24 protein-coding genes are annotated in these 25,193 nt (G+C 66.5%); 14 read left to right on the forward strand and 10 right to left on the reverse strand.

The window, feature by feature from the left end; all coding sequences use genetic code 11:
* Positions 1-68: 68 nt before the first annotated feature.
* The 3 genes from pstS (BM365_RS16075) to BM365_RS16085 all read right to left on the reverse strand — a co-directional run bounded on the left by pstS (BM365_RS16075) (position 69) and on the right by BM365_RS16085 (position 3,739).
* Entirely contained in the window at positions 69-1,163 is a 1,095-nt protein-coding gene (pstS, locus tag BM365_RS16075; protein WP_093490484.1) for a phosphate ABC transporter substrate-binding protein PstS, read from the reverse strand.
* Positions 1,164-1,377: 214 nt separating this feature from the next.
* The gene (gene pstS / locus BM365_RS16080) at positions 1,378-2,394 is read right to left on the reverse strand and encodes a phosphate ABC transporter substrate-binding protein PstS (protein WP_175502104.1); all 1,017 of its coding nucleotides are present in this window, start codon (positions 2,392-2,394) and stop codon (positions 1,378-1,380) included.
* 178 nt (positions 2,395-2,572) lie between these two features.
* Positions 2,573-3,739, reverse strand: coding sequence for an OprO/OprP family phosphate-selective porin (locus BM365_RS16085; RefSeq protein WP_093490486.1), 1,167 nt, complete (start codon positions 3,737-3,739; stop codon positions 2,573-2,575).
* A 166-nt stretch (positions 3,740-3,905) separates the two neighbouring features.
* Here BM365_RS16085 and BM365_RS16090 point away from each other — a divergent pair, with 166 nt between their 5' ends.
* On the forward strand, positions 3,906-5,528 hold the full coding sequence (locus BM365_RS16090) for a M28 family metallopeptidase (RefSeq protein WP_093490487.1): 1,623 nt from the start codon (positions 3,906-3,908) through the stop codon (positions 5,526-5,528).
* A gap of 21 nt (positions 5,529-5,549) precedes the next feature.
* On the opposite strand, the gene nth is transcribed toward BM365_RS16090, so the two are convergent.
* The 3 genes from nth to BM365_RS16105 are packed head-to-tail and all read right to left on the reverse strand — an operon-like array spanning position 5,550 to position 7,365.
* Positions 5,550-6,212 (reverse strand): endonuclease III, encoded by a 663-nt coding sequence (gene nth / locus BM365_RS16095; protein ID WP_093490488.1) that lies wholly within the window; start codon positions 6,210-6,212, stop codon positions 5,550-5,552.
* The gene (locus BM365_RS16100) at positions 6,209-6,577 is read right to left on the reverse strand and encodes a hypothetical protein (protein ID WP_093490489.1); all 369 of its coding nucleotides are present in this window, start codon (positions 6,575-6,577) and stop codon (positions 6,209-6,211) included. The genes nth and BM365_RS16100 overlap by 4 nt, the downstream gene beginning before the upstream one ends.
* A 5-nt stretch (positions 6,578-6,582) precedes the next feature.
* Positions 6,583-7,365, reverse strand: coding sequence for an enoyl-CoA hydratase/isomerase family protein (locus BM365_RS16105; protein ID WP_093490490.1), 783 nt, complete (start codon positions 7,363-7,365; stop codon positions 6,583-6,585).
* Between the two features lie 157 nt (positions 7,366-7,522).
* On the opposite strand from BM365_RS16105, the gene BM365_RS16110 reads away from it, so the two are divergent.
* The 3 genes from BM365_RS16110 to BM365_RS16120 all read left to right on the forward strand — a co-directional run bounded on the left by BM365_RS16110 (position 7,523) and on the right by BM365_RS16120 (position 9,983).
* Positions 7,523-8,224: an FKBP-type peptidyl-prolyl cis-trans isomerase N-terminal domain-containing protein gene (locus tag BM365_RS16110; protein WP_093490491.1), complete on the forward strand. Its 702-nt coding sequence runs from the start codon at positions 7,523-7,525 to the stop codon at positions 8,222-8,224.
* A gap of 101 nt (positions 8,225-8,325) precedes the next feature.
* Positions 8,326-9,129 (forward strand): NUDIX hydrolase, encoded by an 804-nt coding sequence (locus tag BM365_RS16115; protein ID WP_093490839.1) that lies wholly within the window; start codon positions 8,326-8,328, stop codon positions 9,127-9,129.
* Positions 9,126-9,983 (forward strand): sulfurtransferase, encoded by an 858-nt coding sequence (locus BM365_RS16120; RefSeq protein ID WP_093490492.1) that lies wholly within the window; start codon positions 9,126-9,128, stop codon positions 9,981-9,983. Before BM365_RS16115 ends, BM365_RS16120 begins: the two co-directional genes overlap by 4 nt.
* An 11-nt stretch (positions 9,984-9,994) precedes the next feature.
* Here BM365_RS16120 and BM365_RS16125 read toward each other — a convergent pair whose 3' ends face one another.
* Positions 9,995-10,771 (reverse strand): enoyl-CoA hydratase/isomerase family protein, encoded by a 777-nt coding sequence (locus BM365_RS16125; RefSeq protein ID WP_093490493.1) that lies wholly within the window; start codon positions 10,769-10,771, stop codon positions 9,995-9,997.
* Between the two features lie 38 nt (positions 10,772-10,809).
* Here BM365_RS16125 and BM365_RS16130 point away from each other — a divergent pair, with 38 nt between their 5' ends.
* The gene (locus tag BM365_RS16130) at positions 10,810-11,253 is read left to right on the forward strand and encodes a copper chaperone PCu(A)C (RefSeq protein ID WP_093490494.1); all 444 of its coding nucleotides are present in this window, start codon (positions 10,810-10,812) and stop codon (positions 11,251-11,253) included.
* A gap of 8 nt (positions 11,254-11,261) precedes the next feature.
* On the opposite strand, the gene BM365_RS16135 is transcribed toward BM365_RS16130, so the two are convergent.
* Positions 11,262-11,681 (reverse strand): acyl-CoA thioesterase, encoded by a 420-nt coding sequence (locus BM365_RS16135; RefSeq protein ID WP_056878359.1) that lies wholly within the window; start codon positions 11,679-11,681, stop codon positions 11,262-11,264.
* Positions 11,678-14,611: an excinuclease ABC subunit UvrA gene (uvrA, locus tag BM365_RS16140; RefSeq protein ID WP_093490495.1), complete on the reverse strand. Its 2,934-nt coding sequence runs from the start codon at positions 14,609-14,611 to the stop codon at positions 11,678-11,680. The genes BM365_RS16135 and uvrA overlap by 4 nt, the downstream gene beginning before the upstream one ends.
* 428 nt (positions 14,612-15,039) lie before the next feature.
* Here uvrA and rplU point away from each other — a divergent pair, with 428 nt between their 5' ends.
* From rplU to cgtA, 3 genes are all read left to right on the forward strand, one after another.
* Positions 15,040-15,348: a 50S ribosomal protein L21 gene (rplU, locus tag BM365_RS16145; RefSeq protein ID WP_056878361.1), complete on the forward strand. Its 309-nt coding sequence runs from the start codon at positions 15,040-15,042 to the stop codon at positions 15,346-15,348.
* Between the two features lie 12 nt (positions 15,349-15,360).
* Entirely contained in the window at positions 15,361-15,621 is a 261-nt protein-coding gene (gene rpmA, locus BM365_RS16150; protein ID WP_056878362.1) for a 50S ribosomal protein L27, read from the forward strand.
* 107 nt (positions 15,622-15,728) lie between these two features.
* A complete protein-coding gene (gene cgtA, locus BM365_RS16155; protein WP_093490496.1) occupies positions 15,729-16,781 on the forward strand; it encodes an Obg family GTPase CgtA in 1,053 nt (350 codons plus the stop codon).
* Positions 16,782-16,905: 124 nt separating this feature from the next.
* On the opposite strand, the gene rpsT is transcribed toward cgtA, so the two are convergent.
* Positions 16,906-17,175, reverse strand: coding sequence for a 30S ribosomal protein S20 (gene rpsT / locus BM365_RS16160; RefSeq protein ID WP_055935648.1), 270 nt, complete (start codon positions 17,173-17,175; stop codon positions 16,906-16,908).
* Positions 17,176-17,302: 127 nt separating this feature from the next.
* On the opposite strand from rpsT, the gene murJ reads away from it, so the two are divergent.
* The 6 genes from murJ to BM365_RS16190 all read left to right on the forward strand — a co-directional run bounded on the left by murJ (position 17,303) and on the right by BM365_RS16190 (position 25,095).
* Positions 17,303-18,913 (forward strand): murein biosynthesis integral membrane protein MurJ, encoded by a 1,611-nt coding sequence (murJ, locus tag BM365_RS16165; RefSeq protein WP_093490497.1) that lies wholly within the window; start codon positions 17,303-17,305, stop codon positions 18,911-18,913.
* Between the two features lie 84 nt (positions 18,914-18,997).
* Entirely contained in the window at positions 18,998-19,945 is a 948-nt protein-coding gene (locus tag BM365_RS16170; RefSeq protein ID WP_093490498.1) for a bifunctional riboflavin kinase/FAD synthetase, read from the forward strand.
* On the forward strand, positions 19,942-22,773 hold the full coding sequence (ileS, locus tag BM365_RS16175) for an isoleucine--tRNA ligase (RefSeq protein WP_093490499.1): 2,832 nt from the start codon (positions 19,942-19,944) through the stop codon (positions 22,771-22,773). The genes BM365_RS16170 and ileS overlap by 4 nt, the downstream gene beginning before the upstream one ends.
* Positions 22,773-23,270, forward strand: a complete 498-nt coding sequence (lspA, locus tag BM365_RS16180) for a signal peptidase II (protein WP_093490500.1) — start codon at positions 22,773-22,775, stop codon at positions 23,268-23,270. Before ileS ends, lspA begins: the two co-directional genes overlap by 1 nt.
* 192 nt (positions 23,271-23,462) lie before the next feature.
* On the forward strand, positions 23,463-24,413 hold the full coding sequence (gene ispH / locus BM365_RS16185; RefSeq protein WP_093490501.1) for a 4-hydroxy-3-methylbut-2-enyl diphosphate reductase: 951 nt from the start codon (positions 23,463-23,465) through the stop codon (positions 24,411-24,413).
* Positions 24,414-24,450: 37 nt separating this feature from the next.
* On the forward strand, positions 24,451-25,095 hold the full coding sequence (locus BM365_RS16190) for a cation efflux transmembrane domain-containing protein (RefSeq protein ID WP_093490502.1): 645 nt from the start codon (positions 24,451-24,453) through the stop codon (positions 25,093-25,095).
* Positions 25,096-25,193 lie beyond the last annotated feature (98 nt).

Below are 25,193 nucleotides of genomic sequence, written 5' to 3' on the forward strand. Positions count from 1 at the left end.
GTGCACGGGTACGTCGTTACCGCGTGATGACACCGGGCCGCCCATCACGGCAGCCCGGTGCGGATGACTCAGAGCTTGATCTCGGTGCTCCAGTACTGCTCGATCTGGCCCACCAGTTCCGGGGGCAGCGGCACGTAATCCAGTTCGTTGGCCTGCGCCTGGCCCTGCGCGTAGGCCCACTTGAAGAATTCGAGCGTGTGCTTGGCCTTCGCCGCGTCCTTGGGCTGCTTGTAGACCAGGATGAAGTTGGTGGCGGTGATCGGCCACGCCTGCTCGCCCGGCGCGTTGGTGATGACCAGGTTGAAGTCCTTCGCGTTGGCCCAGTCGGCGCTGGCCGCGGCCGCGGCGAAGCTCTCGGCGGTGGGCAGCACGAACTGACCGGCCGCGTTCTGCAGCGAGGCGTACGACATCTTGTTCTGCTCGGCGTAGGCCAGTTCGACGTAGCCGATCGAGCCCTTCAGCTGGCGCACGTAAGCAGCCACGCCTTCGTTGCCCTTACCGCCGACGCCGCCCGGCCAGTTGACGCTGGTGCCTTCGCCGACGGTGTCCTTCCACGCCGGACTGACCTTGGACAGGTAGTTGACGAAGTTGAAGGTGGTGCCCGAGCCATCGGAGCGGTGCACGGTGTTGATCTTGCCGGCCGGCAGGGTGACGCCCGGGTTCAGCGCGACGATGGCCGGATCGTTCCAGGTGGTGATCTTGTGCAGGAAGATGTCCGCCAGCACGGTGCCGTTGAGCTTCAGCTGGCCCGGCTGCAGGCCTTCCAGGTTGATGACCGGGACCACGCCGCCGATCACCGACGGAAACTGGCCCAGGCCGGCCTGCGCCAGTTCTTCCGGCGACAGCGGCTTGTCGGACGAGCCGAAGTCGACGGTCGCGGCCTTGATCTGCGCGATGCCGCCGCCGGAACCGATCGACTGGTAGTTGATCTTGGCGCCGGTGGCCTTGTTGTAGTCCGTGGACCAGCGAGCCATCAGCGGATAGATGAAGGAGGCGCCGGCGCCGGTGATTTCGGCCGAGATCTTCTGCGCACCTTCGGTGGGAGCGGCAGCGCCTTCGACGCCCGTGCTCGCGGCCGGGGCATCGGTCTTTCCACCGCAGGCGGCGGTGAAGAGGGCGGTGGCCAGGGCCAGCGTGGCCAGGCGGGCGTTACGGACGTGCATGGGCTCTCCAGACGGGTCGTTTGTGATCCACGCTATGAAATGATGTTTTTGTTACAGGGTGATGACATCGTGGTCTCGCACTGTCATGCGACCGCCATGCCCCTTCGCCCGGGACCAAATAGAAAGCGGGCCCGAAGGCCCGCCGGTTGAGGCTGCGCGGGAGGGAGCGCAGCTTCGGTGCCGGCACGGGGGAGAGACCGTGCCAGCCGTGCAGTTACTTGACGTTCTGCGACCAGTAGGCCTCGACCTGCTTGACCAGCGCGTCGGGCAACGGCACGTAATCCAGCGCCTTGGCCTGTGCGTCACCGTTGGCATAGACCCAGGTGAAGAAATCGCGCGTATCGCGGGTGCCCTGCGGGTTCTTCGGCTGCTTGCTCACCAGGATGAAATTGGTGGCGGTGATCGGCCAGGAATTCGCGCCAGGGGCGTTGGTCATGACCAGGTAGAAATCCTTGGCCGAGCCCCAGTCGGCGCCGGCGGCGGCGGCGGCGAAGGTTTCATCGCTCGGCAGGACGAAGTTGCCGGCGGCGTTCTTCAAGCGGGCGTAGGCCATCTTGTTCTGCAGCGCATACGACAGTTCGACGTAGCCGATGCCGCCCTTGATCTGCTTCACATAGGCGGCGACGCCTTCGTTGCCCTTGCCGCCGATGCCGGTCGGCCACTGCACCGTGGTGCCTTCACCGACCGACTTCTTCCACTCCGGATTGACCTTGGAGAGGTAGTTGACGAAGTTGAACGTGGTGCCGGAACCGTCCGAACGGTGCACGACGGTGATCTTCTGGTTCGGCAGCTGCACGCCACCGTTCAGGGCCGCAATGCGCGGGTCGTTCCAGGCCTTGATCTTGCCCAGGAAGATGTCGGCCAGCAGCTCGCCATCCAGCTTGAGCGCGCCGGAGGCCACGCCCGGAACGTTGATCACCGGCACGACGCCGCCGATCACCGACGGGAACTGGGCGAGATTGAACTTGGCCAGCTCTTCCGGCTTGAGCGGGGCATCGGACGAGCCGAAGTCCACCGTGCCGGCCTTGATCTGCGCGATGCCGCCGCCGGAGCCGATCGACTGGTAGTTGACCCGCTTGTTAGTGGCCTTGGCGTAGTCGGCCGACCACTTGGACATCACGGGATAGACGAACGAGGCGCCGGCGCCGGTCACGTCGGCGGCAGCGGCGTTGGCCGAGACCGCGGTGGCGAGCGCCAGAAGCGCGGCGCGGGACTTGAAGGACTTGAACACGAAAGGCTCCTGGAGGAAAAAGCGGCGAGTGCTGCCGTCAGGGCGCATTTCACGACGTTTCCATGACAGCTCGGTGTCTCATGTATGACAGTCGCGTGACGGCCTCGCGCCGCTCGACAGCAAAAAAGGGCGCGACTCGCGTCGCGCCCCTTGCAGGTACCTTGCTTGGCTCTGGGGGTTACCAGAAGAACTGCGCGCGGGCTTCCAGGATGTTCGGGTTGTCTTCGAGCACACCCTTTTCCTGCTTCACGGTCACGTAGTTCAGCATGAACTTGAAGTTGGAGTGCCAGTACCAGTTCACGCCGGCGGTCCAGCTGTCCATCTTGCCGCCGACCACCGCGCCATCGGTCAGATCGATGGTGTCGTAGCGCAGGCCGAGCTGCCACATGCCCTTGCCGGGGTCGTTCGGCAGACCCGTAGTCGGCGTGCCGGACTTGTAGCCCCAGGTCTCGCCCGTCAGGTTCCACAGACCCGAGACGTAGTAGCCGTCGCCGCTGTAGTCATCGAAGCTGCCGTAGCGCTGCACGTCGATGGTCATGTATTCGGCCTGCAGCTTGAAGGGGCCCTTGATCCACAGGCCCTCGGCGCCGATCACGCTGGCGCGGTCGCTGGCGCGCAGCCCGCTGCTGCCGGTATCGACGAAACGCGTCGGCACCATGTCGGCCATCGGGCGGGCGCGCAGGCGGATCACGTCGCCGTCCGTGTCCTTGTCCAGGTACGAGGCACCGAAGTGCAGCACGTTGCCGGCTTCGTTGATCGGGGCCCAGTAGCCGCGCAGGGCGTAACCGCTGCCGTGCTCGCGGTTGCGGGTCAGCTCGCGACCGAAGTAGCTGGCCGTCACGGCCCAGTCGGCGTCGCCGATGTTGTACTGGAAGCCGACGCGGCGCGGGGTGCCCAATGAGTTCGTGATCGAAGACTTGGCGACGAAATCATTGTTCTTCGTGCTCGACAGCTCTTCCAGCGTCGCGCCGGGCTGCTTGAACTGGCCCAACTGGATGAAATGGTTGGCGTTGTTGCCGAACTTGTACTTGGCGTTCACGTCCAGCCACTTGTCGTCCTTGGCGTCGTAGCCCAGCACCCACTCGATGTTGCCCGGGCCCTTGCCTTTCAGAACGAGCTCGGCGCGGCGCAGTTCCTGCAGGTAGTCCTTGCCGTCCAGATCGGTCGACGAGTCCGCGCCGTAATCGATGGTGTCGCTGTCGAACTTGTAGAAGTCGGCCTGCACCAGGCCTTCAAAGCTCACTTCCGAGCCGCCGATGACGTCGATGGTGATCTCGGCGTGCGCCGCCGGGGCAACAAGGGCGGCGAGCAGGGCCAGGGACAGGGTGCTGCGGGACAGTTTCATGGGGTAGCCCTTCGGGCGAGGTGGAAGATGCCGCGAAGACTAGGGTGTGAAAGTTGCGTTATTGTTACAGCGCTGTCTTATTTCGCTGGCGTGACCGAGTCGTGACAGGCCGAGTGTCCAGGGCGTCCGTCGGGGCAAGCCACATCTTCAGGGGAATCGAAAAACGATGACGGTAATCCGCAGGGGGATTGGCGCCTTGGCGCTGGGGATCGCGCTTTGTCAGCCGGCGTGGGGAGGTTCCGGAGAACCGGTTGACCTCGATGTGGTCGCGAGGATCCGCTACGAGGCGTTCAACCGCTCGCAGGCAGCGGCCAACCTGAAGGAGCTCACCGAGACCGTCGGGCCGCGCTTAACCGCGTCGCCCAACTACGCGCGCGCCAGCGCGTGGGCACGTGGCAAGTTGTCCGGTTGGGGCCTGTCCGGCGTGCACGAGGAGATCTTCGATCCTGCTTTCGGCCGCGGCTGGGCGTTCGAATCTTCGCGCGTGGAGATGGTGTCGCCGCGGCAGGCGCCCGTGCATGCGCTGCCCAAGGCCTGGACGCGCGGCACCGGCGGTGCGGTGGAAGGCGAGGTGGTCCTGGCCTCGTTCAAGACGCTGGAGGACATCGACAAGCAGCGCGGCAAACTGCGCGGGAAGATCGTGCTGCTGGACGACGCGCGCGCCTTCAAGCCGGCCGACAAGGCCGATTTCCGTCGCTACAGCGAGGCCGACCTGGGCGAACTGCAGACATTCCCCATCGCCGAAGACGCCGCACCCGATGCGCAGGAGAAGCGCCTGGAGGAGTACCGCAAGCGCCAGGCCCTGACCAAGGCGCTGAATACCTTCCTTGCGGAAGAGGGTGTACTCGCGACGCTCTCGCTCAGCTCGTGGGACAACGGCATCATCCGTGCCACCGGCGGTGGTGCGCGCAAGGCGGACGAGCCGGTGGGCGTGACCGAGCTGGTCCTGCCTACCGAGCACTACAACCCGCTGGTGCGTGCGGTGCAGGGGAAGCAGCCGGTGCGCCTGCGCATCGACGTCGATTCCCGCTTCACCAGCGAGCAGGACCTGCCGGCCACCAACACGTTCGCGGAAATCCCGGGCAGCGGTGGCAAGGCGGGCGAGGTCGTCATGATCGGCGCGCACCTGGATTCGTGGCACACCGGGACAGGCGCCAGCGACAACGGCGCCGGCGTCGTCGTGATGATGGAGGCCATGCGCATCCTGAAAGCGATCGGGGTGAAGCCCCGCCGCACCATCCGCCTGGCGCTGTGGGGCGGTGAAGAACAGGGACTGCACGGCTCGGCGGGCTACGTCGCCAAGTACCTGGCCGACTACCCGCCCCCGACCGATCCGGAGCAGAAGGCGTTGCCCCGTGCATACCAGCGTGGCACCGGGCCATTGCAACGCCAGCGTGGTTACGGGAGCTTCTCTACGTACTTCAACTTCGACAACGGCACGGGCCGCATCCGCGGCATCTATGCACAGGAAAACCATGCCGCCGTGCCGATCTTCAAGGCATGGCTGGAGCCGTTCGCCGACATCGGCGCGACCATCGTGACCACCCGCAACACCGGCAGCACGGACCACATCTCGTTCGACCGTGTCGGCCTGCCGGGTTTCCAGTTCGTGCAGGACCCGGCGGACTACTTCACCCACGTCCACCACACGCATCTGGACACCTACGACCACGTGGTGCCGGAAGACCTGAAGCAGGCCGCGGCGATCATCGCTTCGTTCGCGTACCACGCCGCGATGCGCGAAGAGCGCCTGCCGCGCAAGCCGTTCGTGGAACGGGACGAGCAGTAAGCGCAAGCGACGGCGGCCGCATCAGGCCGCCGTCTTCTCCTTGAAGCGGCAGATGTCGCGGATCACGCACTGCGGGCAGTCCGGCTTGCGCGCCTTGCACACGTAGCGGCCGTGCAGGATCAACCAGTGATGCGCATCCTGCATGAACTCCGCTGGCACCACCTTCAGCAGTTTGTCCTCCACCGCGCGGACGTCCTTGCCGGGCGCCAGGCCGGTGCGGTTGGCCACGCGGAAGATGTGCGTGTCCACCGCAATGGTCGGTTCACCGAAGGCGGTATTGAGCACCACGTTCGCGGTCTTGCGTCCCACGCCAGGCAAGCCTTCCAGTGCTTCGCGCGAGCGCGGCACCTCGCCGCCGTACTGATCGATGAGGATGCGGCAAGTGGCGATCACGTTCTTCGCCTTGGCGTTGAACAAGCCGATCGTCGCGATGTACTTCTTCAACCCCTCTTCGCCAAGCGCAAGGATCGCGGCCGGGGTGTTGGCCACGGGGAAGAGCCGTCGCGTCGCCTTGTTGACGCCCACGTCGGTCGCCTGCGCGGACAGGGTCACCGCGACCAACAACTCGAAGGGCGTGCTGTATTCCAGTTCCGTGGTCGGACGGGGATTGAGTTCGCGCAACCGCGAGAACAGTTCCACCACTTCATCACGCTTGAGCGTCGGGCTCCGCCGCGGTGCACTCATGGTTTGGTGCGCTCCGCGGCCTTGGCGCGTGCGCGTTCCAGGATGGCGGCGGCAGCCGCCGGCAACGCGGGTCTCACCGGTGTCGCGGGACCGACGGGCTGCAGCGTGACGCGCCTTGCCTCGCGTTCGGCCGCACGACGTTCCAGTCGCGCCGCGCGCTGGCGGTAGCGTTCGCGTGCTGCCCACGCGGCGTGCAGGCGAACCTGCGCGCGGATGATCGCGTCTGCATCCGCAGGCGCGGTGCATCCACCTGCGCACGGCGCCCACGCCATGAGGCCGGCCTGCAACGCAGCATCGACCTCGTCGTCGGCCAGCAAGCGTGCCAGGTCGCGTGCCTCCTCGCAGCCGGGGCAGGGCGCAGTCATGTGGCTCAACGGCCGGTGAAGCTGGGCTTGCGGCGTTCAGTGAAGGCGCGCGTCCCTTCGCGCATGTCATCGGTCGAGAACATCAGGCCGAACTGCGCGGTTTCATACTGCAGGCCTTCCTCGATGCCGCACTCGCCACCGATGTTGACCACATCCAGCGTGGCGCGCAGGGCCAGCGGTGCGGAGACCGCAAGCTGCGCGGCAACCTTTTGGGTTTCGTCCTCCAGCTCTGCCGCCGGCACGACCCGGTTGATGATGCCCAACTGCAGCGCGCGTTCGGCCGTGATCGGTGTGCCCAGCAGGCAAAGTTCCAGGGTCGCGGCACGGCCGGCGAGGCGCAGCAGGCGCTGGCTGCCCCCGAAGCCGGGGATCAGTCCCAGGTTGATTTCCGGCTGCCCGACCTTAGCCGTGTCCGCGGCAATGCGCAGGTGGCAGGCCATCGCCAGTTCGAGGCCGCCGCCCAGGGCGAACCCGTTGACCATCGCGATCACGGGCTTGGGCAGCGTTTCGATGGTGCGCATCAACCGCTGGCCGCGCAGCGAGAAATCGCGGCCGTCGGTGGCCCGCAGGTCCGCCATTTCAGCGATGTCCGCCCCCGCCACGAAGGCCTTCGGGCCCGCGCCGGTCAGGATGACCACGCGCACGGACGCGTCTTCGGCAGCGGCCGTGAAGGCGGCCTGCAACGCGTCGAGCGTGGCCGCATTCAGGGCGTTCAGCTTGTCGGGACGATGAACGGTGAGGCGGCGGATGCCATCGGCATCGCTAACCAGAACAAGGCTTTCGGACATGGGATTTTCAGGGGTTTTGTAAAAATTCGGTAAAGAGGGAACTCTGTCGCGGAGGGCCGGTCAGAGCAGCCTGCTGTCAGTGGCGGTTAAGCGCCCCGGCCGCTATCCTAGCGCGTCCATTCCAGGCGGTATGCCGCCCATCCCGGAGAGTGTTTTGATGAAGTTGCGTTCGTTAGTGGTCGCTGTTGCGGCATTCGCCATGGCCGGTAGCGCCCTGGCCCAGGACGTATCGTCCGAGAAGGGCAAGCTGAGCTACTACTTCGGCTACGACTATGGCAACAACCTGGCCGAGCTGACCGCCCGTGGCGAGCAGCTGGACATCAATTCCGTCGTCAAGGGCCTGCAGGATGCCTACGCCAAGCAAAAGCCCGCGCTGACCAGTGAGCAGCTGAAGCCCGCGCTGGAAGCCTTCCAGAAACGTGAGCAGGCCCGCGCGCAGCAGGCCAAGGCCGAGTACGACAAGGTCGCGGCCGAAAACAAGACCAAGAGCGACCAGTTCATCGCCAGCTTCAAGGGTCAGGCCGGTGTGAAGCTGCTGCCCAGCGGCGTCGCTTACAAGGTGTTGGAGAATGGCACCGGTGCGAAGCCGACGCAGGCCAGCACCGTCGAGTTGCAGGTAGCAGGCGCCTATCCGATGGGCCAGCGCCCCGCTGAGGCGCGTCCGCCGCAGCAGATGAAGGACGTGAAGGTCAGCGCCATCGAAATGCAGGCTATGCGCGAAGTACTGCTGCAGATGCCGGTCGGCTCGAAGTGGGAAGTCGCGCTGCCGCCGGAGAAGGCGTATGGCGCCGACCCGCGCACGGGCTTCCCGCCCAACGTGGCCGTCGTGTTCGAGATCAAGCTGGTCAGCGCCAAGTAATTCCCGCCTGATCGTTCCATCCCTGCGCCGGCCTCGTGCCGGCGCAGTGCTTTTCGCGGCAGGAAGCTTTTTCGCGCTACCCTCCGCAGGTGTCCGACGACATGAATACCGCTTTCCGCGCCGTGCTCAGCCCGTGTATCGGCGTTTGCACGCTCGACGACGCCGGCCTCTGCCAGGGTTGCCTGCGCACCACCTCGGAGATCGCACGCTGGTCGCAGATGAACGATGACGAACGCCTGCGCCTGATGGAATCCGTGCTGCCTGCACGCGAACGCGCGCGCGCGCCGCTTGTCGAACAATTGCACGAAGGCGCCCGCTTGCAGCGCGCCCTCCATCCGTTGGGCGCAGTACCGCGCACGGCGGGTTGGAACCACGAAGAACTCATCGATCTGTTACCGCCCGGGCCGCTGGCGGAGGCCGCGGTGCTCGCCGGCCTGGTCCCGCGCGACAGCGGCACCCAGGTGTTGCTGACGCGACGCACGGACGGACTGCGCCACCATGGCGGACAGGTAAGTTTCCCCGGCGGACGCATCGAGCCCAGCGACGCGGACGTCGTGGCCGCTGCGCTGCGCGAGAGCCGCGAGGAGATCGCGTTGCAGGCCTCGCAGGCGGTGCCGCTAGGCTTCCTGGACCCCTTCACCACCATCAGCGGCTTCCGCGTGGTGCCGGTGGTGGCGGTGATCGATCCGGCGTTCGTGCCGACGCCGGAGCCCGGCGAGGTGGCCGATGTCTTCGAAGTGCCGCTCGACTACCTGCTCGCACCCGACAACCTGCGCCGCGTGGAGGTCGACTACCGTGGCCGCCGCCGCGCGGTGCTCGAGTACGACTGGCCAGGGCAGCGCATCTGGGGCGCCACCGCCGCCATCCTGTTCAACCTGCGGCAACGCCTGGAGCAACTCGCATGAACTGGACCGCGCTTGTCGATGCACAGGCATTGTCGGCCGCCATCGGCGCACCCGACCTTCGATTGGTGGATGCGCGTTTCGTCATGCTCAACGCAGCCCCCGACGCAGGCCGCCAAGCCTATGCACAGGGGCATCTCCCCGGCGCGGTCTATGCCGATCTGAATCTGGATCTGTCGGATCTTTCCAAAGTCGGCGAGGGGAGGCACCCCATGCCCGATGAGGCCGTCTTCACGCGCCGGCTTGGCGAGTGGGGCATCGCGCCAGCGCATCAAGTCGTGGTGTACGACGCGGGCGATGGCAGCATGGCCGCCGCCCGCGCGTGGTGGCTGTTGAAATTGCTTGGCCATGAGCGCGTTGCCGTCCTCGACGGTGGGCTGGCCGCCTGGCGTGCCGCGGGGGGTGCCGAGACCGCGGCGCTTCCTGATATCGCGCCGACGCCAGCGTATCCGGCACGTTTCGACATGCGACAGTGCGTGAGTACGGACGAGGTGGTGGCGCGCCTGGGCGAAGACTCGGGGTGGTTGTTCGACGCGCGGGCAGGCGAACGTTTCCGCGGCGAAGTCGAACCCATCGATCCCATCGCGGGCCACGTGCCGGGTGCGGTCAATCTGCCGTTCGCTCAGGCACTCCGCGATGGGCGCTTCACATCGGCGTCCGAGTTGCGTTCCCTGCTGTCGCCCCTGCTGGGCGATCACCAGAGTTCCGAGAGCGTGCTGATGTGCGGTTCCGGCGTGACGGCATGCCATCTGCTGCTCGCCTTCGAACATGCCGGCCTGCACGGTGCACGGGTCTATCCCGGATCGTGGAGCGGCTGGATCAGCAACGCTGCTCGCCCGGTCGCACGCGGCCCTTGAAGCGCGGCGCGCTACTTTTTCAATTTGTCGATCAACGCGCGCAGCGCGGCCTGCGTGTCCGGCGCATGCCAGGCATCGACGAAGCGCTCGAGCTGGATCAATCCCGGGTCCAGCGCTTCCACAAGGTCGCGACGGGCGAGGGCACGGGTCTGCAGCATCGGATGGTGCGGCAGTGCCAGTAGATGTTGTAGCCAGGCAATCGCACGCGTGGTGACGTTGTCCTGGTCCACCAGTTCATCGACCAGGCCGATTTCCAGCGCGCGCTCGGCCGGCACCATCTCGCCGGCCACCAATAGGCGCTCCGCGCGATAGGGGCCCACCACGCGGCGCATCAGGCGTTGGATGCCTTCCGGTACCACCAGGCCGACCTGTGTTTCATTGAGCCCCAACGCGAACGGACGCGCCGGATCGGGGCTGCGTGCCATCACGCGGTAGTCGCAGCACAGGGCCAGCACGCAGCCGCCTGCCGGCGCGTGGCCGGTGATCGCGGCGACCACGGGCACGCGTGATTCCGCCAGCGTGCGCGCCGCACCGAAGAACGCCTGCCAGGCATCGAGCAGCGACTTGCGGTCGTCGCCCAGCGACATCAGGTAGGGCACGTCCATGCCGGCGGAAAAGATCTTGGGATTGCCGGCCAGCACGATGCCACGCACGCCGTCATCGAGCGCGGTATTGAGCGCATCGATCAGGGCGCGGCACAGGTCCGTGTTGAGGGCGTTGACCGGCGCGCGCGCCAGCCGGATCTCGCGGATGTCGCCGTGATCGGCGATTTCGATGAGGGCGCTCATTCACCATCTCCCTGGAGTCAGGTCGCTATCATAGGCGCATGAACCGACGCTTCGTGATGCTCCCGCTGCTGGGTCTGGCGTTTGCCAGCGCGCTCCCCGCCATGGCCGCCGAATGCTTGCCGAAGGCGCAAGGCGCCTGGGTGCGCGTACCGCCGGTGGCCATGCCGATGATGGCCGGCTTCGCCCGCATCGAGAATCCGTGCCGCGCACCGGTCACGGTGGTGGGGGCGGAGAGCCTGGCCTTCGCGGACGTGTCGCTGCACGAAACGCGCGATGAAGGCGGCGTCAGCCGGATGCGCGAAGTGGAGCGTCTGCCCATCGCACCCGGCAAGCAGGTCGAACTGAAGCCCGGCGGCCTGCACCTGATGCTGCATGGCGCTTATGCGCCAGTGGCTGCCGGCGAGAAGGTGGTGATCACGCTGAAGCTGGCCGACGGGCGCTCGGTGCCGGTGCAGTTCGAGGCGCGCAAGAGCGCGCCCTGATCCGCTGACTACTCCGACACCGCCCGGATCGCCGCCGGCAGCGGTGCGCTATGGCCGGTCTGGGTGTCCATCCACACCACCACCACGTTGCCGTCGGAATACAGCACGCTGTCGTCCTTCGCCGACACGATCCGGTGCCCGATGGTGACGCTGCTGGTGCCGAGCCGGTCGACGTAGAGTTCCACCACCACGTCGTTCGGCCAGGTCAGCGGGCGCTTGTAGTTGATGTTGTTGGCGGCCACGACGGGCGCGATGCGGTCGGTCATCGAGACTTCCGGCACCGTCAGCATCCAGCGCACGCGCGCTTCCTCCAGGTACGAAATGTACTTGGCGTTGTTCACGTGGCCCATGCTGTCCATGTCCCGCCAGCGCACGCTGATCGGGATCTTCGCCAGCAGTTTGCGGCCGTCGTCGTGGGGTTGGCTCATGACGCGGCCTTCTTCTTCGTGGTTTTGGTGGCGGATTTGCGGGGTGGTAGCACATCGGGCTTCGCCATGGCCGCGGGCTTCGTCGGCTTGGGCACTTTGGCCGGCGGCAGCAGCTTGGCGAGGAAGCGGCCGGTATGCGATTCCGGATGCGCCGCGATGTCCTCGGGCGTGCCGGTGGCCAGGATGCGTCCGCCCCGGTGCCCACCTTCGGGCCCGAGGTCGACGACCCAGTCGGCCGTCTTGATGACGTCCAGGTTGTGCTCGATCACGACGATCGTGTTGCCGTCATCGCGCAGCTTGTGCAGTACGGCGAGCAAGTGCTCGATGTCGTGGAAGTGCAGGCCCGTCGTGGGCTCATCCAGGATGTACAGCGTGCGGCCCGTGTCGCGGCGCGAGAGCTCCTTCGACAGCTTCACGCGTTGCGCTTCGCCACCGGACAGCGTGGTCGCGCTCTGGCCCAGCTTGACGTAGCTCAGGCCCACGTCCACGAGCGTTTCCAGCTTCCGCGCGATCGACGGCACCGGCTCGAACAGGGTCAGTGCATCCTCGACCGTCATTTCCAGCACGTCGTTGATGTTGTAGCCCTTGTAAAGGATCTCCAGCGTCTCGCGGTTGTAGCGCTTGCCGTGGCAGACGTCGCAGGGTACGTACACGTCCGGCAGGAAGTGCATCTCGACCTTGATCATGCCGTCGCCCTGACAGGCCTCGCAGCGGCCACCGCGCACGTTAAAGCTGAAGCGGCCCGGCGAATAGCCGCGCGCGCGCGCTTCAGGCACCTGCGCATACAGTTCGCGCAGCGGCGTGAACAAGCCGGTGTACGTCGCGGGGTTCGAACGCGGCGTGCGGCCGATCGGCGACTGGTCGATGTCCACGACCTTGTCGAACAGGTCGAGGCCTTCGATCTCGCGGTACGGCGCGGGCTTGTGCGATGCGCCGTTGATCTCGTTGGCGGCCAGCGCGTACAGGGTGTCGTTGATCAGCGTCGACTTGCCCGAGCCGGACACACCGGTGATGCAGGTGAACAGTCCCGACGGGACGTCGAGGTCCACATCCTTCAGGTTGTTGCCCGTCGCGCCGCGCAGGTGCAGCGTCATCTTCGGGTTCGCCTTGTGGCGCGCCTTCGGCACTTCGATCTGGCGCTTGCCGGAGAGATACTGACCTGTCAGCGAGCGAGGCGCCTTCAACAAGTCGTCGAGGGTGCCCTGGCCGACGATCTCGCCACCATGCACGCCCGCACCCGGCCCGATGTCGAGCACGTAGTCCGCCATGCGGATGGCGTCTTCATCGTGTTCGACCACGATCACCGTGTTGCCCAGATCGCGCAGGCGCGTCAGCGTACCGAGCAGGCGCTCGTTGTCGCGCTGGTGCAGGCCGATGCTGGGCTCATCCAGTACGTACATCACGCCGACCAGCCCGGCGCCGATCTGCGATGCCAGGCGGATGCGCTGGGCTTCGCCGCCGGACAGCGTGTCCGCCTTGCGCTCGAGGGTGAGGTAGTCCAGGCCGACATCGACCAGGAACCCGAGGCGCTCGGCGATTTCCTTGACGATCTTCGTCGCGATTTCGCCGCGCCAGCCGGGCAGATCGAGGCCACGAAAGAAGGCCAATGCTTCGTCCACCGGCAGCACCACCAGCGAAGGCAGCGGACGGTCGGCGACGAAGACGTTGCGCGCCGACTTGTTCAGTCGTGCGCCTGCGCAATCCGGGCAAGGCCGGTCGCTGATGTACTTCGCGAGTTCCTCGCGCACCGCCGGCGATTCGGTCTCGCGGTAGCGGCGTTCGAGGTTGGGCACGATGCCTTCGAAGCGGTGCTTGCGCTGCGTGCGCCCGCCCGATTCGGTGAGGTAGGTGAAGGTGATGACGTCTTCGCCACTGCCGTACAGCACGGCTTGCTGCACCTTTTCGGGCAGCGACTGCCATGTCGCGTCGGTGTCGAACTGGTAGTGCTTGGCCAGCGACGCGATCAGTTGGAAGTAGTAGGCATTGCGGCGATCCCAGCCACGCACGGCGCCGGCGGCCAGCGACAACTCCGGATGGACCACGACGCGCGCCGGGTCGAAGAATTGCGCAACGCCCAGGCCATCACAGGTCGGGCAGGCGCCGACCGGCGAGTTGAAAGAGAACAGGCGCGGTTCCAGCTCCGGCAGCGAGTAATCGCAGACCGGGCAGGAGTATTTGGATGAGAACAGCAGCGGTGCGGATTCGGGCTGGTCCAGCGACATCACCTGGGCCATGCCATCGCCCAGCTTCAGCGCGGTCTCGAAGCTTTCCGCCAGGCGTTGCTTGAGGTCTTCGCGCGGACGGAAGCGGTCGATCACCGCTTCGATCGTGTGTTTCTGGCGCAGCGCCAACGCCGGCACGGCATCGATCTCGTACAACTCGCCGTCCACGCGCACGCGGACGAAGCCCTGGGCGCGTAGTTGGTCGAACACCTGTGCGTGCTCGCCCTTGCGTTCACGGATTACCGGCGCCAGCAGCATGTAGCGCTGCTCGCCGTCGAGCGCCAGCACCTGGTCGACCATCTGGCTGACCGTCTGCGCCTCCAGCGGATACCCGTGGTCCGGGCAGCGCGGCAAGCCCACGCGGGCGTACAGCAGGCGGAGGTAGTCGTAGATCTCGGTGATCGTGCCGACCGTCGATCGCGGATTGTGGCTGGTCGATTTCTGCTCGATCGAGATCGCCGGCGACAGGCCTTCGATGTGGTCCACATCGGGCTTTTCCATCACCGACAGGAACTGCCGCGCGTAGGCCGACAGCGATTCGACGTAGCGGCGCTGGCCTTCGGCGTAGATCGTGTCGAACGCCAGCGACGACTTGCCCGAACCGGACAGGCCGGTGATCACGATCAGCTTGTCGCGCGGGAGGTCGAGGTCGATGTTCTTGAGGTTGTGCGTCCGCGCGCCGCGGATGCGGATGAAGTCCATGGCCATCGGGTGGGGGATCCGGAAAGCGAACAAGGAAGCGTAGCGATCTGCTCAGATGGGGGCAAATCGCCCCATGCACCAGTGCAGGGAGACGCGGAGAGGTGGAAGCGGTCAGGCGGCAGTGGGACTGTCGAGCCCCGTTCCGGCGCGTACCGTCCCGAAGCGGGCATGCGCTGAAGCCGCTGAGGGCAGAGACAGGCAGGAAGATCGGGGCAAGTCCATGAATCTCAAGGGCTATGGGAGGGGCGGATGGTCCAAGCCGGTCAGTGTGGAGGCCCACCTAGGGCGGATTCCGTCCGCAATCGAGCCGGGATGGTCAGGAGGAGGGGGGGGGGAGTTGACCCTAACCGTCTGAATCCCTTAGAATTCCGCTTCTGTCCGCCCTCGATGGCAGGCAGGCTCCAGAAAATAACTACAGAAACCAAGGAATCCACATGTACGCAGTCGTAGTCACTGGCGGTAAGCAGTACCGCGTGATGAAGGGCGAGACGCTCCGCGTCGAGAAGCTCGAGGCCGAAGCCGGCAACGAGATCACCTTCGACAACATCCTGATGCTGGGCGATGGCGAGACCATCAGCCTGGGCGACGCCCTGAAGGGCGCCAACGTCACCGCGAAGGTCGTCGGCCATGGCCGCGCCGACAAGGTGCGCATCATCAAGTTCCGCCGCCGCAAGCACCACATGAAGCGTCAGGGTCACCGGCAGCATTACACCGAAATCGAAATCACCGGCATCAACAAGTAAGGAGAAGCAGTCATGGCACATAAAAAGGGCGTAGGCTCATCGCGCAACGGCCGCGACTCCAACCCGAAGATGCTGGGCGTGAAGGTCTTTGGCGGTCAGGCGATCGACGCGGGCAACATCATCATTCGCCAGCGCGGCACCCAGTTCCACCCGGGTCCGGGCGTCGGCCTGGGTCGCGACCACACGCTGTTCGCGCTGGTCGACGGCAAGGTCGAGTTCTCGATCAAGGGCGCCAAGAAGCGCCGCACCGTCAGCGTGGTAGCGGAAGCCTGAGGCTTCGCGCACACGCGTCGCGAAGGGCCCCGCCGCGTGCGGGGCTTTTCGTTTGCGGGGACGCTGATCCCTGCGTCCCACCCTCCAACGATTGAACCGATCCCGCCATGAAACTCGTAGACGAAGCTGAAATCCTGGTCACCGCCGGCAATGGCGGCAACGGCTGCGTAGGCTTCCGTCGCGAGAAGTTCATCCCGCTGGGCGGCCCCGACGGCGGCGATGGCGGCGGCGGCGGCAGCGTCTGGCTGTTGGCCGACGAAAACCTCAACACCCTGGTCGACTTTCGCCACCAGACCACGTTCCGAGCCCAGCGCGGCGAGAACGGCATGGGGCGGCAGATGTACGGCAAGGCGGGCGACGACCTGACGATCACCGTCCCGGTCGGCACGGTCGTCACCAATGTCAGTACCGACGAAGTCATCGGCGACCTCACCCAGCACGGCGACCGCCTGCTGGTCGCCAAGGGCGGCAAGGGCGGCCTGGGCAACATGCATTTCAAGAGCTCGATCACCCGTGCGCCGCGCAAGGCCACGCCGGGCGAAGAGGGTGAAGAGCGCCTGCTGAAGCTGGAGCTCAAGCTACTGGCCGATGTTGGCCTGCTGGGCTTTCCGAACGCCGGCAAGAGCACCTTCATCCGTGCCGTCTCGGCGGCGACGCCGAAGGTGGCCGACTATCCCTTCACCACGCTCTACCCGAACCTGGGCGTTGTGAGCGTGGAAGCCCACCGTAGCTTCGTCATCGCCGACATCCCGGGCCTGATCGAGGGCGCTGCCGACGGCGCTGGCTTGGGTGCGCAGTTCCTCCGCCACCTGCAGCGCACGCGCATCCTGTTGCACCTGGTGGACATGGCGCCGATGGAAGGCGGCGTGGAAGGCATCGACCCGGTCGAGCAGGTGCGCGCGATCGAGCGCGAACTCGAAAAGCACGACCCGGAACTGTTGGCCAAGCCGCGCTGGCTGGTGCTCAACAAGGCTGACCTGATGTTCGAGGACGAAGCGAAGGAGCGCGCGGAGCAGATCATCGCCAGCCTCGGCTGGACCCAGCCCTGGTATCAGGTCTCGGCGATCTCGCGCGAAGGCACCTGGCCGATCATGAAGGACGTGATGGCCTTCTTCGATCGACAGAAGGCAGAGGCCGACGAGGCCGCCTACGAAGGTTGATGTTCGAAACCCGCCGGAAGGCGGGTTTTTCGTATGCGCGCCGCGCGGGTCGTGTGCGGTGGGTAGGCAAAAAGAAACCCGCCTTTCGGCGGGTTCCGTGTCTTCGCGTCCGTGTACCGCTGGATCAGGCGGCTTGCAGCGCCTTGATGCGGGCGTTCAGGCGGCTCTTGTGGCGAGCGGCCTTGTTACGGTGGATCAGGCCGCGCGAGCTCAGACGGTCGAGGATCGGCTGGGCCGAGACGAACGCGGCCTGGGCGCCAGCGGCGTCGTTGGCATCGAGGGCTTTCAGGACTTTCTTGACGGCGGTGCGCAGCATCGAACGCTGACCGGCGTTGCGCGCATTGCGCACGACGGTCTGCTTGGCGCGCTTCTTGGCGGACTTGATATTGGCCACAGTGGGATTCCTGGTGAATACCTGAGAGAATTCAGGGGTTGAACGGAAGACGGATAATCGAGCCGGAAATTATGGGGCATTCAATGGGTTGCGTCAAGCTGGTGATTCTGTCGGGGGATCTGCCCCGATGAGCGGGAAGCTCCTGCGCTCCGCCGCCGTCTTCAGCTCCATGACCTTCCTGTCCCGGCTCTCGGGACTGGTCCGGGACCAAGTCTACGCCCATGTCTTCGGCGCGGGCGGGATGATGGACGCCTTCTTCGTGGCGTTCCGGATCCCCAACTTCATGCGCCGGCTCTCAGCCGAGGGCTCGTTCTCGATGGCCTTCGTCCCGGTCCTGGCCGAGTACAAGGCCACCCGGAGCCCGGAGGAGGTCAAGGCGCTGATCGACCGGGTCACCGGTACGCTGGCCGCGGCGCTGCTGGTGCTGACTGGCGTCGTCATCCTGCTGGCCCCGCAGATCGCCCGCCTGATCGCGCCGAACTTCGACGCCGAGCAGATGAGGGTGCTGACCGACCTGCTGCGGATCACCTTCCCGTACGCGCTGTTCATTTCGCTGGCCTCGCTGGCGGGCGGCATCCTCAACAGTTACCAGCGCTTCGCCATTCCGGCGCTGTCGCCCGTACTGATGAATCTGTCCATGATCGCCGCCGCTGTGGGCTTCGCGCCGCTGATGGACTACTCGGTCATGGTGCTGGGCTGGGGCGTCTTCGCCGCCGGTGTGCTGCAGCTGGGCTTCCAATTGCCGTCGCTGGCCCGCTTGGGCCTGCTGCCCCGCCCGAAGCTGGACTTCGCCCACGCCGGCGTCCGCAGGATCCTCACCCTGATGGTGCCCACGCTGTTCGGCTCGTCGGTGGCCCAGTTCAACCTGCTGCTTAACACCTGGGTGGCCGCGCTGCTGATCAGTGGCAGCGTCAGCTGGCTGTACTACAGCGACCGGTTGCTGGAATTCCCCCTGGGCATGTTCGGTGTCGCCATCGGCACGGTGATCCTGCCGCACCTGTCCAGCCGTCATGCCGAGACCGATCCGGAGGGCTATTCGAAAGGCCTGGATTGGGGTTTCCGGCTCTGCCTGCTGATCGGACTGCCGGCCTGCGCCGGCCTGATCCTGTGTGCCCAGCCCTTGCTGGCGACGTTGTTCCAGTACGGAAAGTTCGACGCCACCGACGTGCAGATGGCAAGTTGGAGTTTGATGGCCCAGTCCATCGCCGTGCCGGCCTTCCTGCTGGTGAAGGTGCTGGCGCCGGCGTTCTATTCGCGGCAGGACACGCGCACGCCGGTCAAGGCCGCGGTCGTGGCAGTCCTGACGAATGCGCTGTGCACGCTGGTCTTCTTCCTCGTGCTGCTTTACGGCACCGAGCCGGGCCGCCAAGCCTTGCAGGCCACCGGAGGCGACCTGAAGCTAGCGCTGGGCCAGGTGCAGGGCGCGCACGCGCTGCTGGCCTTGGCCATCGCCGTCGCTGGATGGGTCAATGCGCTGCAACTGGCCTGGCTGCTGCGCAAGGCAGGCGTGTACCGGCGCCAGCCTGGCTGGCGCCGGTTCCTGCGCCAGATCGGCGTGGCCACGGTGGCGATGACGCTGGTGGTGCTGGCCTTCCGCCTGTTCTGGCCGGACTGGACGCCCTGGGCCTGGTGGGACCGCGGCTGGCGCCTGGCCGTGATGGTGGGCGCGGGCGGCGCACTGTATGCCGGCCTGCTGTGGGTGCAGGGCATCCGCCCCCGTGACCTGCGTGGCCATTGAGAGCCGGTATGCCCGGCTATACTTCAAGGTTGTTGCATTCTTCCCGGATCGCCCACGTTGGCTGATCCGCCCTGACAGGATTCCATGAGCAGGCTGTTCCGTGACGTCGATGGCGGGTCTCTGTGCCCGCACGGTAGCGTGGTCTGCATCGGCGCCTTCGATGGCCTGCACTCGGGCCACCGCGCGCTGGTGCGGCATGCCGTGGCGCGTGCGCGTGCGCTGGGCGTCGAGTGCGTCGTCGTCACCTTCGAACCGCTGCCGCGAGAGTTCTTCTCCAAGGACCATCCGCCGCCGCGCCTGACCCTGGCGCGTGCCAAGGTCGAAGGCCTGCTGGACCTGGGCGCCGATCGCGTGGGCCTGCTGCGCTTCGACGCCAAGCTTTCGGCGATGTCCGCCGAGGACTTCGTCCGCACCCTGCTGGTCGGCCGGCTGGCCGCCCGCGAAGTCTGGATCGGTCCGGAATTCCGCTTCGGCCACCGCCGCGCCGGCGATGTCGCGCTGCTGCAGGCGATGGGAAGTGAGCTGGGCTTCAGCGCCGACGCGATCGCGCCGGTCGAAGTGCATGGCGAACGCGTGTCCAGCACGCGCATTCGCGAAGCCCTGAAAAGCGGCGACTTCACCACGACCACCCGCCTGCTCGGCCGACCCTATGCCATCGGCGGCCGCGTCGTGCGCGGCAAGCAGCTCGGCCGCACGCTCGGCTTCCCCACCGCCAACCTGCGCTTCCCGAAAGCACCGGCCTTGTCTGGCATCTACGCCACCTGGGTGCACGGCGTGGGCGATGCACCGTGGCCGTCGGTCTCCAGCTTCGGCACGCGTCCCACGGTGGACGGCGTCGAGCCGCTGCTGGAAGCCCATCTGTTCGACTTCGCCGGCGACCTCTACGGGCGCCACATCGAAGTCGAATTCGTCGCCAAGCTGCGCGATGAACTGAAATTCCCCGATCTGCCCAGCCTCACCGAGCAGATGCACCGCGATGCCGACCAGGCGCGCGCACTCCTTTCCGAACACAAAGAACGAGCGACGGCGTGAGCCAGGACTACAAAGCGACCCTCCATCTGCCCGCCACGGATTTCCCGATGCGCGGCGACCTGCCCAAGCGCGAGCCCGACACGCTGGCCCGCTGGGAAAGCCAGGGCCTGTACGCGCAGCTGCGCGAGAACGCCAAGGGCCGCCCGCTGTTCGTGCTGCACGACGGCCCGCCGTACGCCAACGGTGCGATCCACCTGGGCCATGCGGTCAACAAGATCCTGAAGGACATCATCGTCAAGTCGCGCTACCTCGCCGGCTTCGATGCGCCGTACATCCCCGGCTGGGATTGCCACGGCCTGCCGATCGAGATCGCCATCGAGAAGAAGTTCGGCAAGGTGGGCGTGAAGCTGGATGCGGTCGAGTTCCGGCAGAAGTGCCGCGAATACGCCGAGTCGCAGATCGATATCCAGCGCAAGGACTTCAAACGCCTGGGCGTGATCGGCGACTGGGACAACCCGTACAAGACACTGGATTTCCGCTTCGAAGCGAACGAGATCCGCGCGCTGGCGAAGATCGTCGCCAACGGCCACCTGACCCGCGGCGTGAAGCCGGTGCACTGGTGCTTCGATTGCGGCTCGGCGCTGGCCGAGGCGGAGATCGAGTACGCCGACAAGGTGTCGCCCGCCGTCGATGTCGCCTACGCCGCGCGTGATGCGCAGGCGGTGGCGACGGCGTTCGGCGTCACGGTGCCGGCGGATGTCGAGGTCGCGCTGCCGATCTGGACCACCACGCCGTGGACGCTGCCCGCGTCGCTGGCGATCTCGATCGGTGGGGAGCTGGAATACGCCCTGGTCGAAGGCCCTGCGCACGACGGCAAGCGTCGCTGGCTGGTGCTGGCCGATGCGCTCGCGGCGCGCGCGCTGCAGCGCTACGGCGTCACCGACGTGGTCGTGCACGCGCGGGTGAAGGGCAGTGCACTGGAAGGCCTGCTGTTCGCGCATCCGTTCTACGACACGCGCGACATCCCCGTGCTGTTGGGCGACCACGTGTCGGCCGAAGACGGTACCGGCGCCGTGCACACCGCACCCGGCCACGGCCAGGAAGACTATGTCGTCAGCAAGCAGTACGGCTTGCTGGACAAGTACACCGCCGCGCAGCTCAACCCGGTCGATGGCCGTGGCGTCTACCTGCCGTCCACGCCGGCCGCGCATGGCGTGGAACTGGCCGGCCTGCACATCTGGAAGGCCAACGACGTCATCATCGACGTGCTGAAGCAGAGCGGCGTGCTGCTCGCCTTCAGCAAGATGGAACACAGTTATCCGCATTGCTGGCGGCATAAGACGCCCATCGCGTTCCGGGCCACGCCGCAGTGGTTCATCTCGATGGAGCAGGCCCACCTGCGCGCCGACGCGCTGGAAGCGATCAAGCAGGTCGGCTGGTTCCCGCAGTGGGGCGAAGCCCGCATCGCCGGCATGGTCGATGGCCGTCCGGACTGGACCATCTCGCGCCAGCGCACCTGGGGCGTGCCGATCGCGCTGTTCGTGCATCGCGAAACCGGCGAGCCGCATCCGCGCAGCGTCGAACTGATGCGCGCGGTCGCCGACCGCGTGGAGCAGGGCGGCGTCGATGTCTGGTACACGCTGGACGCCGCCGAACTGCTGGGCGACGAAGCGAAGGACTACGACAAGATCACCGACATCCTCGATGTCTGGTTCGACTCCGGCGTGACCCACGAAGGCGTGCTGCTGGAGCGTGGCCTCGGCAAGCCGGCCGACCTCTACCTGGAAGGCTCGGACCAGCATCGCGGCTGGTTCCAGTCCTCGCTGCTGACCGGCGTGGCGATCGACAAGCGGGCGCCGTACAAGCAATGCCTCACCCACGGCTTCACCGTGGACGAGCACGGCCGCAAGATGTCCAAGTCGCTGGGCAATGGCATCGAGCCGCAGGACATCATGAAGACCCTCGGCGCGGACATCCTGCGCCTGTGGATCGCCAGCGCCGACTACAGCAACGAGATGTCGCTGTCGCAGGAAATCCTGAAGCGCAACGCCGACGCCTACCGTCGCCTGCGCAACACCGCGCGCTTCCTGCTCAGCAACCTCGACGGCTTCGATCCCGCGCGCGACCTGGTGGCGCCGGCCGACATGGTCGCGCTGGACCGTTGGATCGTGCACCGCGCGTTCGAAGTGCAGGAGAAGATCAAGGCCGCCTACGACCGTTACGACTTCGCCGAAATCGTGCAGGCGTTGCTGAACTTCTGCAGCGTCGACCTCGGCTCGCTGTACCTGGACGTCACCAAGGACCGCCTGTACACGATGCGTGAGGATTCGCGCGGTCGCCGCAGCGCGCAGAGCGCGATGTATCGCATCGCCGAGGCCTTCGTGCGCTGGATCGCGCCGGTGCTCAGCTTCACCGCCGACGAGATGTGGGGCTACTTGCCCGGCGAGCGCGCCGGCAACGTGCTGTTCGCCACCTGGTACGACGGCCTGGCGCCGCTGCCGGCCGACGCTGCGTTGAACGCCGCCGACTTCGACCAGCTGCTGGCCCTGCGCGAACAGGTCGCCAAGGTGCTGGAACCGATGCGCGCCAACGGCCTGATCGGTGCCGCGCTGGAAGCGGAGATCGCGGTGTCCGTGAACGCCGCCACCGCCGCCAAGTGGCAGACGCTGGCCGAGGAACTGCGCTTCTTCTTCATCAGCGGCGACGTCACCGTCTCCGAAGTCAGCGCCGACGAGGTCTTCGTCCTCGCCACGCCGACCACCAAGAGCAAGTGCGTGCGCTGCTGGCATTACCGCGCCGATGTCGGCGCGCATGCCGAGCATCCGGAACTGTGCGGCCGCTGCGTCAGCAACATCGACGGCGCCGGCGAAACCCGGGAGTGGTTCTGATGACGGCCGCCCCCAAGCCCAACGCGCTGCTCTGGCTGCTGCTGTCGGCGGTGGTGATCGGCCTGGACCAGTGGTCCAAGGCCTGGGTGCTGGCGTCGCTGCCGGAATACACCGCCATCCCGGTGATCGACGGCTTCTGGAACTGGTTCCGCACCTACAACACCGGCGCGGCATTCAGCTTCTTGGCCGACGCGGGCGGCTGGCAGCGCTGGTTCTTCACCGTGCTCGCGGTGGGCATCAGCGGCCTGCTGGGCTACTGGCTGTCGCGCACGCGCCGTGGCGATTGGCGCCAGGCGCTGCCGTACGCGCTGGTGATCGGCGGCGCGCTGGGCAACGTGATCGACCGCCAGATCCACGGCCACGTGATCGATTTCATCCAGTGGCACTGGCGTGACCACTTCTGGCCGGCGTTCAACATCGCCGACTGCGCGGTCGTCGGCGGGGCCATCGGCATTGCGCTGTTCGGCCTGTTCGACGGCAAGAAGAAGGCCGCGTAGGGCGGGCCTTGGCCCGCCGCTCGGTGACACACCCCTACCGTGGGCCAAGGCCCACCCTACGGCGTCGCGGCGGTCTGGTCCTCACCTCGTTCCCTTCTTCCGCAGCCGGGCGGGGGGCACAGGCGTCATGCGGGATCGGCGCCGGCAACAGATTTACCTTTTCATTTCCCTGCCTTCGGTAAGATCGGTTTTATGGACGTCCTGCTCGCCAATCCCCGCGGTTTCTGCGCCGGTGTCGACCGCGCCATCGAGATCGTCAAGCGCGCCATCGAAACGCTGGGCGCACCTATCTACGTGCGCCATGAAGTGGTGCACAACCGCTTCGTCGTCGACGACCTGAAGCAACGCGGCGCGATCTTCGTGGAAGAACTCGACGAAGTGCCGGATGGCGCCACCGTCATCTTCAGCGCGCATGGCGTTTCGCAGGCGGTGCGCGGCGAAGCCACGCGACGCGGATTGAAAGTGTTCGACGCCACCTGCCCGCTGGTCACCAAGGTGCACCTGGAAGTCGCACGCCACTGCCGCGCCGGGCGCGACGTGGTGTTGATCGGCCACGCCGGCCACCCCGAGGTGGAAGGCACGATGGGCCAGTGGAACCGCGAAGGCGGGGAAGGGCAGATCTATCTGGTGGAGGACATCGACCAGGTGGCCACGCTGGAAGTCAGCCAGCCCGAGAACCTGTTCTACACCACCCAGACCACGCTGTCGGTCGACGACACGGTGGGCATCATCCAGGCGCTGCAGGCACGTTTCCCGGCCATCCACGGGCCGAAGAACGACGACATCTGCTACGCCACCCAGAACCGTCAGGACGCCGTGCGCGACCTGGCCAAGCAGTGCGACCTGGTACTCGTGGTCGGTTCGCCGAACAGCTCCAACTCCAACCGCCTGCGCGAGCTGGCCGAGCGCGACGGCGTGGAGTCGTACCTGATCGACGGCGCACACGAGATCGACCCGCGCTGGATCGACGGCAAGCAGCGCATCGGCGTCACCGCCGGCGCCTCCGCGCCGGACGTACTGATCGACGGCGTCATCCAGCGCCTGCGCGACCTCGGCGCCGCCGGTGTCAGCGAACTGGACGGCGAGCCCGAGAACATGGTGTTCGCCCTGCCCAAAGAACTGCGCCTGCAGCTGGTCGGCTGAGGCGCGGCCGCACGCGCACGCGGAACGGGATAAGCGAATGTCGGAATGCTGCGGATGCGGGAAGGTCGTCGATGTCGCCGCGCTGGAGGCGAAGCAGCGCCGCGTGTTGCGCCTCGTGCTGGCGATCAACCTGGCCACGTTCGCGATGATGATGTTCGCCGCCTGGCGTGCGCATTCGTCGTCGCTGCTGTCCGGCAGCCTCGACAACCTCGGTGATGCGCTGACCTATGCGATCAGCCTGGCGGTGGTGGGCGCGTCGCTGCGTGCGAAGGCGAAGGTCGCGTTCTTCAAGGGGCTGCTGATCCTCGGCGCCGCGGTTGCGGTGGGCGTGCAGATCGCGTGGCGGCTGGCCAACCCCGCGGTGCCGCTGTTCGAAGGCATGGGCATCGCCGCGGCGTTGAACCTGGCGGCAAACGCAGTCTGCCTGTGGCTGCTCACGCCGTACCGCACCGGCGACGTCAACATGGCCTCGGCGTGGGAATGCTCGCGCAACGACATCTTCGAAGGCGGCGCGGTGCTGCTGGCCGCCGCGCTTGTGTGGCTGTTCGGAGCAGGCTGGCCCGACTTGCTGATCGCGGCCGCGCTGCTGGTGATGTTCCTGCGTTCGTCCTCGCGTGTGCTGCGCGCCGCCTGGCGCGAGCTGAAGGCCGAACCGCCGACGGGCGTCGCCGCCGCACGCTGATCCCGACGCGCGCGCTTGTTCTGGGGTCGCCACGCCGCCTAAGATCGACCGTGCATCCAGGGGAGGCGCGCCGTGTCGGGGCGCTGTGGATGCAACGG

It is taken from the genome of Pseudoxanthomonas sp. YR558 (assembly GCF_900116385.1).
In the GTDB taxonomy this organism is placed as follows: domain Bacteria; phylum Pseudomonadota; class Gammaproteobacteria; order Xanthomonadales; family Xanthomonadaceae; genus Pseudoxanthomonas_A.